This window comes from Nocardioides phosphati (genome assembly GCF_014646375.1).
GTDB classification, from domain to species: domain Bacteria; phylum Actinomycetota; class Actinomycetes; order Propionibacteriales; family Nocardioidaceae; genus Nocardioides; species Nocardioides phosphati.
Genome location: NZ_BMNI01000017.1, coordinates 22,517 through 30,361 on the forward strand (window position 1 = coordinate 22,517; position 7,845 = coordinate 30,361).

The window sequence follows — 7,845 nt, forward strand, 5'->3', positions numbered from 1 at the left end:
ACACCCGCCCTCAGGCACGACAGGGGAGGATCACCCCGTGGAGATCGCGTTCCTTCTCGTCCTGCTCGCGGTGGCCGTGCTCGCCGGCACGTCCCTGTCCGAGCGGATCGGCTTCCCGGCACCGCTGGCGCTGATCGCGCTGGGCGCGGCCGGCGCCTACCTGCCGGGCGTACCCGAGGTGCACCTCCACCCCGAGGTGGTCCTGCTCGGCCTGCTGCCGCCGCTGCTGTACGCCGCGGCCATCCAGACCAGCCTGGTCGACTTCAACGCCAACCGGCGGCCGATCCTGCTGCTCAGCGTCGGCCTCGTCGTGTTCACCACGGTCGGCGTCGGAGCGGTCGTGCACGCGCTGCTGCCCGGCCTCGGCTGGGCGCCGGCGCTCGCGATCGGCGCGGTCGTCGCCCCGCCGGACGCCGTGGCCGCGACCGCGATCGCCCGCCGGATCGGCCTCCCGCGCCGGCTGGTCACGATCCTCGAGGGCGAGTCCCTGCTCAACGACGCGACGGCGCTGGTCGCGCTGCGCACCGCGATCGCCGCCGGCAGCGTGAGCATCGCCCACGTCGGCATGGACTTCGTGGAGGCAGCGGGCGGCGGCGTGCTGATCGGCCTCGTCGCGTTCGTGGCGGTCGCCAAGATCCGCAAGCTCCTCACCGACCCCGTGCTGGACACGGCCGTGAGCCTCGTGACCCCGTTCGCGACGTACATCGCCGCGGAGCGGATCCACGCCTCCGGGGTGATCGCGGTCGTCGTCGCGGGCCTGCTGCTCGGCCACAAGGCGCCGATCCTGCAGTCCGCGCAGAGCCGCATGGCCGAGCGCACCAACTGGAAGACGATCGCCTTCGGCCTCGAGAACGCCGTCTTCCTCCTCATCGGCCTGCAGGCCGCGTGGATCTTCCAGGACGCCGCCCACTCGACGTTCGGCTGGGGACGGATCGCCGCGGTCTGTGCCGCGTCGCTGGCCGCGGTGATCGCGCTGCGCCTGGTCTGGGTCTTCCCGGTCCGCTACGTCCTCGTGCGCCCCGGGCCCGACCCGATCACCGGCAAGGGCACCCCGTGGACCTACACGTTCCTGCTCGGCTGGGCCGGCATGCGCGGCGTCGTGACCCTCGCCGCGGCGTTCGTCATCCCCGCCGGTACGCCGCACCGCGAGGTGCTGCTCCTCATCGCGTTCACGGTGGTGGCCGGCACCCTCTTCATCCAGGGCCTGACCCTGCCGGTCTTCGCGCGCGTGCTGAAGGTCCCGTCACCGGATCCCGCCGAGGACGCCCTCGCCCGCGCCACGCTCCTCCAGCAGGCGACGAAGGCGGCCCATGCCCGCCTCGACGACCTCGAGTACGACGACCGGCACGGCGTCGTCGACCTGGTCCGCCAGCAGATGGACCGCCGCAACTTCGCTGCCTGGGAGCGCCTGGCCACCGCCGAGGACCACGAGAGCCCGAGCGACCTCTACTCGCGGATCCGGCTCGAGCTGATCGCGGCCGAGCGCGAGCGCGTCCTCGAGATCCGCAGCGCCGGCACGGTGCCCTCCGACGTCGTCCGCCAGGTGCTTGCGATGCTCGACGTCGAGGAGTCGGTCCTCGTCACGTCGACCGCCGACCGGGCGCGCGTCCTGACGGCGAGCGCGGGCCGTCAGGCCGGTGCGGACTGCAGCCACCTGCGGAGCTTCCCTGCCCGCGAGACGACCGGCACGTTCTGCAAGGAGTGCGTCGCCGACGGCACCTCGTGGGTGTCGCTGCGCGAGTGCCTCGCCTGCGGTCACACGGGCTGCTGCGACTCGTCCGCGGGACAGCACGCGACCGCGCACTTCCACGAGACCGGTCACCCGGTCATGGAGTCCGCCGAGCCCGGCGAGGACTGGCGCTGGTGCTACCTCGACCACACCACGGCGTAACTTCGAGGGCATGAGGATCACGAAGTTCGGTCACTCCTGCGTCCGCATCGAGCACGACGGCAAGGTGCTGGTCATCGACCCCGGCGGCTTCACCTCGCCGGAGTCGGTCGACGGCGTCGACGCCGTCCTGATCACCCACGAGCACCCCGACCACGTCAGCGCCGACCTGCTGCGGCGTACGGACGCGGAGGTCTTCACCATCCGCGGCGTCGCCGACCACCTGGCGGCGGCCGCGCCCGACGTGCACGAGCGGGTCCACGTGCTGGCGCCGGGCACAGGGCTCACCGTCGCCGGGCTCCAGGTCGAGACGGTCGGCGAGCTGCACGCGGTCATCCACGAGGAGCTGCCGCGGGTGCACAACAGCGGCTTCCTCGTCAGCGACGGGCAGACCCGGCTCTTCCATCCCGGTGACGCGCTCACCGCGCCGGGCGAGCACGTCGACGTCCTCTGCCTGCCGGTCTGCGCGCCGTGGATGAAGATCTCCGAGGCGATCGACTTCGCCCGCGGCGTCGGGGCAGCGCGCAACCTGGCGATCCACGACGAGATCTACAGCGCCCGCGGGCTCGCGGTGGCCGACGGTCACCTCGGCCGGTTCCTCGGGGCAGCCGGGCACGACTATGCCCGGCTGCCCGAGGGCGCCGACCTGGGTTAGGTCAGCTGGCGCAGGTGTCGAGGCCGAGTGCCTCGGCCTTCTTGTCGGTCGCCTCGAACGCGCTGTCGTCGGTCAGGATCATCGGGTTCTTGCGGGCCTTCGCCGTGTCGCTCTCGAGGGCGTCCAGCCACGCGTCGACGTCGTCCTGCATCTCCTCCGGCGCCTTGAGGGCCCGCAGCTTGGTGGCGCCTTCGTCGGCGAGCGGCGCGATCGCGGCAACCGCCGCCTTCAGGAACCCCGCCATGTCCTTGCTGGGGTCGTGCTCCTTGGTGACCTTCTCGCCGGCGGCATCCACCTTCTTGTTGACGGAGTCGCAGATCGCGTTGGCCTGCTTGGTGAACTCGGCCTTGGTGAGCGTCTTGTCGCCACCACAGGCGGCGAGGGTCAGCGCGGCACAGGCGGTGAGGGCGATGGCGGTCTTCTTCACGGTGGTCCTTCCGTCAGCGACGGCACCGTGCCGCCGCTGCGGACTCTAAACGCTCCCGCCGGCGGATCGGGAGGTCAGCCGCCGAGGGCCTCGCGCACGGGGACGAACTTCGCCTGCGACTCGGCGAGCTCGGCCTCGGGGTCGGAGCCGCCGACGATGCCGCAGCCCGCGAAGAGCCGCACCTGGTTGTCGTGGAGGACGCCCGAGCGCAGCGCGATGCCCCACTCGCCGTCGCCGGTGGCGTCCATCCAGCCGACCGGCGCGGCGTAGCGACCGCGGTCCATGCCCTCGATCTCGGTGATCAGCGCCCGTGCGACCGGGGTCGGCGTGCCGCCCACCGCTGCGCTCGGGTGGAGGGCGGCGGCGAGCTCGAGCGCGCTCTCCCCGTCGCGCGCGACCCCGGCGACGTCGGTGGCCAGGTGCAGCACGTTGGGCAGGTGCAGCACGAACGGCGTCTCCGGAACGTTCATCGATGAGCAGTACGGCTCGAGCGCCTCGGCGACCGAGCGGACGGCGTACTCGTGCTCCTCGAGGTCCTTGCTGGAGTGGGCGAGCATCGCGGCCAGGGCGAGGTCGCGCTCGTCGTCGCCCGTACGCCGGATGGTGCCGGCCAGCACGCGGCTGGTGACGAGCCCGCGCTCGCGGCGGACGAGCATCTCGGGGGTGGCGCCGAAGAGGCCGTCGACGTGGAACGTCCAGCACGTCGGGTACGCCGCGGCGAGGCGGCGCAGCGGCCAGCGGATGTCGATGGGGGCCGCGGCGGTCGCGACGAGGTCGCGCGCGAGGACGATCTTCTCCAGGTCGCCGGCCTCGATGCGGGAGACCGCGTCGGCGACGACCTCCATCCACTCGTCGCCGCTGAGGGCGCCGTCGGCGAAGGTGAGGTCGACCGGGGGAGCGGGTGCGTCGGCGACCTCGACGTGGGCGTCGGCGACGCCGATCGTCGTGAGCCAGGTGAGGTCGCCGCGGCGGCCCACGACGACCTGCGGGACGACGAGCACGGAGTCACCGTCGGCGAAGTCATCGGCGGGGGGCTCGTCGGAGAACGTGAAGGTGCCGAAGCAGACCAGGCCGGTGCCCGGCTCGTCGACCGAGTCCTCCACGGTGGCGGCGGCGACGGTCTCGGTCCACCACTTCGCGGCGTCGGAGAAGCGCGTCGGGCCGCTGGTGCGGACGGTGGCGGCGACGCCCCAGCCCACGAGGCCCTCGCCGCGACGCAGCCAGCTGAGCGGGGCGTCGGCGGGCAGGAGGTCGATCAGCGCCGCGCTGGCGGCCGGGTCCGACGCGGGGACCAGGACGGTCCGTACGTCGAGGGCGCTCCGGGTCGCGGAGCCGCCGTCGCCAGCATCGTTCATGGGCGCAGCCTAACGGGAGGGTTCCCGGGTGATTCGGAGCGGTTGCCCTGCCGGATGGCGCGTCCGTGGCCTGCCCCACGGCAGCTCCCCAGACAGGTCCTACTCTTTGCCTGTGACTCGAGCCGAGCTGGACAAGAAGCCCACCGACGTACGCCGGATGTTCGACGCCGTGGCCAAGCGCTACGACGTGACGAACACCGTGCTCACGGCGGGCATCGACCGCAGCTGGCGCAAGGCGATGCTCGCGGCCGTCGACGCGCAGCCCGGCGACCGGGTCCTCGACCTGGCGGCGGGCACGGGCGTCTCGTCGGTCGACTTCGCGAAGGCCGGCGTCCACGTCGTGCCGTGCGACTTCTCCGTCGGCATGCTGCAGGCGGGCAAGAAGGTCCGCCCGAACCTCGACTTCGTGGCCGGCGACGGCACCAGGCTGCCGTTCGCCGACGACACCTTCGACGCGGTCACGATCTCGTTCGGCCTGCGCAACTTCGTCGACACGGTCGGCGGCCTGCGCGAGATGCGCCGGGTCACGCGTCCCGGTGGCCGGCTCGTGGTCTGCGAGTTCTCGCACCCGACCAACTCTCTTTTCCGGACGGCCTATCTCGAGTACCTGATGAAGGGGCTCCCTGCCGTCGCGCGCGCGGTCTCGTCGTCGCCCGACGCCTACGTCTACCTCGCCGAGTCGATCCGCGCCTGGCCCGACCAGGCCGGCCTCGCGCGCCTGCTCCAGGAGGCCGGCTGGACCTCCGTCGAGCACCGCAACCTCACCGGCGGCATCGTCGCCCTGCACCGTGGAGTCGCCTGATGTCGTCGCCCGCCGATGCGCTGTTCGGGCTCACGCCGTCGCGCGATGAGCGCGAGGCCCAGGTCATCGTCGTCGGCGCCGGTCCGGCCGGTGCCGCGACGGCCTACCACCTGGCCAACGCCGGCGTTGACGTGCTGCTGCTCGAGAAGGGCTCCTTCCCGCGCGACAAGGTCTGCGGCGACGGCCTGACCCCGCGCGCGGTCAAGCAGCTGATCGGCATGGGCTTCGACCTCGACGAGCCCGGCTGGCAGAAGAACAAGGGCCTGCGGATCCTCGGCGCCGGCCACCGGATCGAGCTGCCGTGGCCCGACCTCGCCAGCTACCCGGCGTACGGCATGGTGCGGCCGCGCATGCAGCTCGACGAGCTGCTCGCCCGCCACGCGCAGAAGGCCGGCGCGCGCCTCATGGAGCGTACGTCGGTGACCGGGCCGGTCCTCGACCCGACCGGCCGGGTGGTCGGCGTGACCGCGCGCGCCCTCGACGAGAAGGGCCGTCGCGCGGGCGACGAGGTCACCTACCGCGCCCAGCTCGTCGTCGCCTGTGACGGCGTCTCGTCGCGCCTCGCGACCGGCCTCGGCATCGAGCGTCGCTCCAACCGCCCCATGGCGGTCGCCGCGCGCGCCTACTACAAGACCCCGATGCACGACGACCCGTGGATGGAGTCGTGGCTGGAGCTGTGGGACGGCAAGCCGGGGGAGTCCAACCAGCTGCCCGGCTACGGCTGGATCTTCCCGTGTGGCGACGGCACCGCCAACGTCGGCCTCGGCATCCTCGACTCGTCCTCGGCGTTCCGCACCTACGACTCCAAGGCCGCGATGCGGACCTGGCTGTCGCACACCGACCCCTCGCTCGGCTTCACCGACGACGACAACCTGGTCGGCGAGATCCGCTCCGCCGCGCTGCCGATGGGCTTCAACCGCAAGCCGCACTACCGGGCGGGGCTCCTGCTCGTCGGTGACTCCGGCGGCATGGTCAACCCGTTCAACGGTGAGGGCATCGACTACGCCCTCGAGGCCGGCCACCTGGCCGCCGAGATCATGGTCCAGGCGCTCGCCCGGCCTTCTGGTGTGTCGCGGGAGCGTGTGCTCGAGGGCTACCCGGCCGCGCTCGACCAGGCCTACGGCGGCTACTTCACCCTCGGCCGCGGGTTCGCCAAGCTGATCGGCAACCCGAAGGTGATGAAGTTCGCGACCAAGCACGGCCTCCCCCGGCCCGCGCTGATGCGCTTCACCCTGAAGCTGATGGCGAACCTCACCGACCACAAGGGCGACGCCCACGACCGGATCATCAACGCCCTCGCCAAGGTCGCTCCCGACGCCTGACCCAGTCCGCCGTACTCGGCGTGCCTGCCGCCCGCCGCGCGACGTACGCCGGCTGCGGCTGCGAGGGGCGGCACGAGGTCCGCGGCGACTCAGGTGCACGTGCGCCTGTTTCGCCCCATGTCGGCGGTGCAGCAGGTCTAAACAAGTGCACAGGCACCACGTTCGGCCAGCCCCGGCGAGGCTGTGGATAGCCATGAGCGGATCGTGGCGGCCTGCCGCAGTCTCGTGGCGTGACTGATGACGTGCAGCCCGGACAACGGCGTCCCCTCGTGCGCGAGGCTGCGGCGTTCGACCCTCGCCGCCCCTTCACGCGCGCCGAGGGGCGGGCGGCCGGGCTGACGGACAAGGTGCTGGGTGGTCCTCGCTTCTCGCGCCTGCTGCACGGGGTGTACGTCGATGCCCGCATCGCGCGGACGCCAGAGCTCGTCGGCCTTGCGCTCCTTCTCGGCACCCCCGGCGAAGCGTGGGTCAGTCACGCCTCCGCGGCCCGGATCCTGGGCCTGCCCCTTCCGGCCCTGCCCGGCGAGCACGTCAGCGTCGTGGCGAAGCCCGACCGCACCAAGCGTCGTGACGTTCGCAGCCACGTCGGCGACCCATCCGCCCCGGTCATACGGAGAGGCGACCTCGTCCACTCGGCGCCTGTCCAGGTCTTCGTCGAGCTGGCGGAGCAACTGACCCTCGTCGACCTCGTTGTCGTGGGCGACTGGCTGGTGCGCAGGGAGCTGGTGACGCTTGCTCGTCTACGGCAGTTCGTCGGAACGTCGCGGCTGAAGGGTGCGGCGGCCGCACGGGTCGCCGTTGCCTTCGTGCGAGAGCGCGTCGACTCGCCCATGGAGACACGGCTGCGGATGCTGTTCGTGCTGGCGGGCTTCCCGGAGCCAGCGGTGAACCTGACCGTCGACGCGGGCAACGGCCGGTGTCGCTACGACCTCTGCTGGCCGGACGTGAAGGTCGTCGCGGAGTACGACGGCCGTCACCACGCCCAGCGAGAGGAGCAGTGGGAAGCCGATCTGGAACGCCGCGAGCTGATTGATGACGATGGCTGGCGGATCAGGGTCTTCGTCGCGAACGACCTCTACAACACCCCGCACCTGACGGTCGAGCGGATGGGTCGCCTGCTCCGCGCCGCCGGCCTGCGCGACATGCCGCGGGTCCTCCGCGACGACTGGCGTGCCCACTTCCCGGTCAGGCACGGTTACCTCTGACCTAGGTGCCCGTGCACCAAAGTCGACCCTCGCGTGTGCCAGTCGCGGTCGATCGAGGGACACGTGCACCAAAGTTGCCGCCGCCGCCCGCCGCCCGCCGCCGCCCGCCGCCGCGGTCAAGTCCCTAGGCGTGGTGTACGAAACGAATCCTCCGTCGGGCGTGTCGCTAGGCGCTGATGGCGACCTCCTCG

The 7,845-nt window shown here is 72.1% G+C and carries 7 protein-coding genes; 5 read left to right on the forward strand and 2 right to left on the reverse strand.

Annotated elements, in window-relative coordinates; all coding sequences use genetic code 11:
* The first annotated feature begins 37 nt into the window (after positions 1-37).
* On the forward strand, positions 38-1,891 hold the full coding sequence (locus tag IEX47_RS17460; RefSeq protein ID WP_188785405.1) for a Na+/H+ antiporter: 1,854 nt from the start codon (positions 38-40) through the stop codon (positions 1,889-1,891).
* Between the two features lie 10 nt (positions 1,892-1,901).
* A complete protein-coding gene (locus IEX47_RS17465) occupies positions 1,902-2,543 on the forward strand; it encodes an MBL fold metallo-hydrolase (RefSeq protein ID WP_188785407.1) in 642 nt (213 codons plus the stop codon).
* Between the two features lies 1 nt (position 2,544).
* On the opposite strand, the gene IEX47_RS17470 is transcribed toward IEX47_RS17465, so the two are convergent.
* A complete protein-coding gene (locus IEX47_RS17470; RefSeq protein WP_188785408.1) occupies positions 2,545-2,970 on the reverse strand; it encodes a hypothetical protein in 426 nt (141 codons plus the stop codon).
* Between the two features lie 74 nt (positions 2,971-3,044).
* Positions 3,045-4,325, reverse strand: coding sequence for an isochorismate synthase (locus tag IEX47_RS17475; protein ID WP_188785410.1), 1,281 nt, complete (start codon positions 4,323-4,325; stop codon positions 3,045-3,047).
* 112 nt (positions 4,326-4,437) lie between these two features.
* Here IEX47_RS17475 and IEX47_RS17480 point away from each other — a divergent pair, with 112 nt between their 5' ends.
* The 3 genes from IEX47_RS17480 to IEX47_RS17490 all read left to right on the forward strand — a co-directional run bounded on the left by IEX47_RS17480 (position 4,438) and on the right by IEX47_RS17490 (position 7,654).
* On the forward strand, positions 4,438-5,127 hold the full coding sequence (locus IEX47_RS17480) for a demethylmenaquinone methyltransferase (RefSeq protein WP_188785412.1): 690 nt from the start codon (positions 4,438-4,440) through the stop codon (positions 5,125-5,127).
* Positions 5,127-6,449, forward strand: a complete 1,323-nt coding sequence (locus IEX47_RS17485) for a geranylgeranyl reductase family protein (protein WP_188785414.1) — start codon at positions 5,127-5,129, stop codon at positions 6,447-6,449. The genes IEX47_RS17480 and IEX47_RS17485 overlap by 1 nt, the downstream gene beginning before the upstream one ends.
* Before the next feature lie 230 nt (positions 6,450-6,679).
* On the forward strand, positions 6,680-7,654 hold the full coding sequence (locus IEX47_RS17490) for a putative endonuclease domain-containing protein (protein ID WP_188785416.1): 975 nt from the start codon (positions 6,680-6,682) through the stop codon (positions 7,652-7,654).
* Positions 7,655-7,845 lie beyond the last annotated feature (191 nt).

Excerpts from the sequence above, each read along its gene's own strand:
- IEX47_RS17465 (WP_188785407.1), top strand. The coding sequence starts at position 1,902 with ATGAGGATCACGAAGTTCGGTCACTCCTGCGTCCGCATCGAGCACGAC.
- IEX47_RS17475 (WP_188785410.1), bottom strand. The coding sequence starts at position 4,325 with ATGAACGATGCTGGCGACGGCGGCTCCGCGACCCGGAGCGCCCTCGAC.
- IEX47_RS17485 (WP_188785414.1), top strand. The coding sequence starts at position 5,127 with ATGTCGTCGCCCGCCGATGCGCTGTTCGGGCTCACGCCGTCGCGCGAT.